1 protein-coding gene is annotated in these 1,728 nt (G+C 66.7%); it reads left to right on the top strand.

What is annotated here, in order from left to right:
• Nucleotides 1-1,728, top strand: a 1,728-nt coding sequence (locus ACIGXM_RS37360; RefSeq protein WP_396568580.1) for a DNRLRE domain-containing protein, incomplete at both ends; no start/stop codon positions are given.

Genomic DNA, 1,728 nt, shown 5'->3' with positions numbered 1-1,728 from the left:
CCTCCAGCAAGGACGGCCCGGGCCAGGCCGCGCACGTCAGCAAGCTCAACGTCCAGGCCGACCCGGGCGCGATCACCCTCACGCCGGATCCGGCGCAGCTGACCGGCGGGGACGTCACCTACCCGCTCTACATCGACCCCTCGGTCAGCCCGTGGAGCGGCGGCACCAACCACTTCACCGAGGTCAAGTCGGGCTGCCCGAGCTACACCGGTCTCTACGACAGCAACCAGGAGAACGGTGAGGGCATCGGCTACCAGCAGTTCGACAGCAACTGCTTCGGTCTGTACCGCTCGTACTACGAGATGGACACCAGCTACCTCAACAGCAGCATGACCATCCTCAAGTCGACGCTGTACCTCACCGAGACCTACGGCGCCGACCACGGCTGCAACAACACCTGGGGCATCGGCCTCAACCTCACCGGCGGCATCAACAGCGGTACCACCTGGAACAGCCAGCCCGGTACCGTGGCCGGCCTCGGCCAGACGACCGTCAAGAGCGCCTACGCCGGCTGCGGCAACCAGACGGTGAACTTCGACATCACCAGTCAGATCAGCCAGTACCGCGGCTACAACAACCTGACGTTCGGCATCTACGGCAACGAGGGTCAGTACAGCGGCAACCTCGGGTTCATGCGCTTCAGCTCCAACCCGTACACGGTCACCACGTTCGACATCGCGCCCAACGCCCCCGACACCATCGGCACCAATCCCCCCTCGCAGAACGGCCAGGCCTGCGGTGGCACCCCCGGTTGGATCGGCATGACCAGCCTCAACGGCAACGCCTCCAACATCACCCTGAACGCCCGTCTCACCACCAATATGAGCGGCGTCAACCTCCGCGGTGGGTTCCACATCTGGGACAACATGGCCAATGACGGGAGCGGCCACCCCTACAACAACAACACCATGTGGAGCTCGGGCTGGACCTCGAGTGGCGGCACGGTGAGCACCAACATCGGGTTCCCGGTCAGCGACGGCCACCAATACGGCTGGGAGGTCTGGGCCAACGACAACACCCTGGACGGCCCGCACGTCACCAACTGCGCCTTCAACGTCGACCTGACCCCGCCCACCTCCACCATGGGCACCTCCACCGCGTTCCCGCCCCTGGGCAGCGGCACCACGCCCACCGGCCATGCCGGTGACACCGCCACGGTCCCGGTCTCCGCGATCGACCCGACGCCCACCGGCTGCACCCTGGCCGCCTGCGTCAGCAGCGGCGTCCACGCCTTCCAGTACTCACTGGACAACAACGTCCCGGTCGGCGGCGGCACCACCATCAACGTCACCCCGGACAGCACCGGCAAGGCGACCGCGAACATCCCGATCAGCGTCAGCGCCTCGCAGTGGGGCACCCACACCCTCTACGTCCGCGCCATCGACGGCGCCGGCAACACCCAGCCCACCCCGTCGACCTACAGCTTCTACGCGCCCTGGAACCCCGGTGCCAAGGTCACCCCGGGTGACCTGACCGGCGACGGCGTGCCGGACCTGCTCGCCACCACGACCGACGGCAACCTCGACCTCGTCCCGGGCAACAGCGACCCGTCGGTGAGCTCGACGGTCGTCTCGACGGCCCAGCAGAGCCCCGACCACACGGGCTGGAACAACTACCTCATCGCCCACCGCGGCAGCCTCACCCAGCAGAACGTCGACGACCTGTTCGCCTACAACAAGGTGTCGCACAACCTCTACACCTACAAGAACGACTCGACCACCAGCGCGA

It is taken from the genome of Kitasatospora sp. NPDC052896 (genome assembly GCF_044547075.1).
GTDB lineage: Bacteria > Actinomycetota > Actinomycetes > Streptomycetales > Streptomycetaceae > Kitasatospora.
Note: the sequence above shows the minus strand (reverse complement) of the source record. Positions and strands in the feature narration are given on the sequence as shown.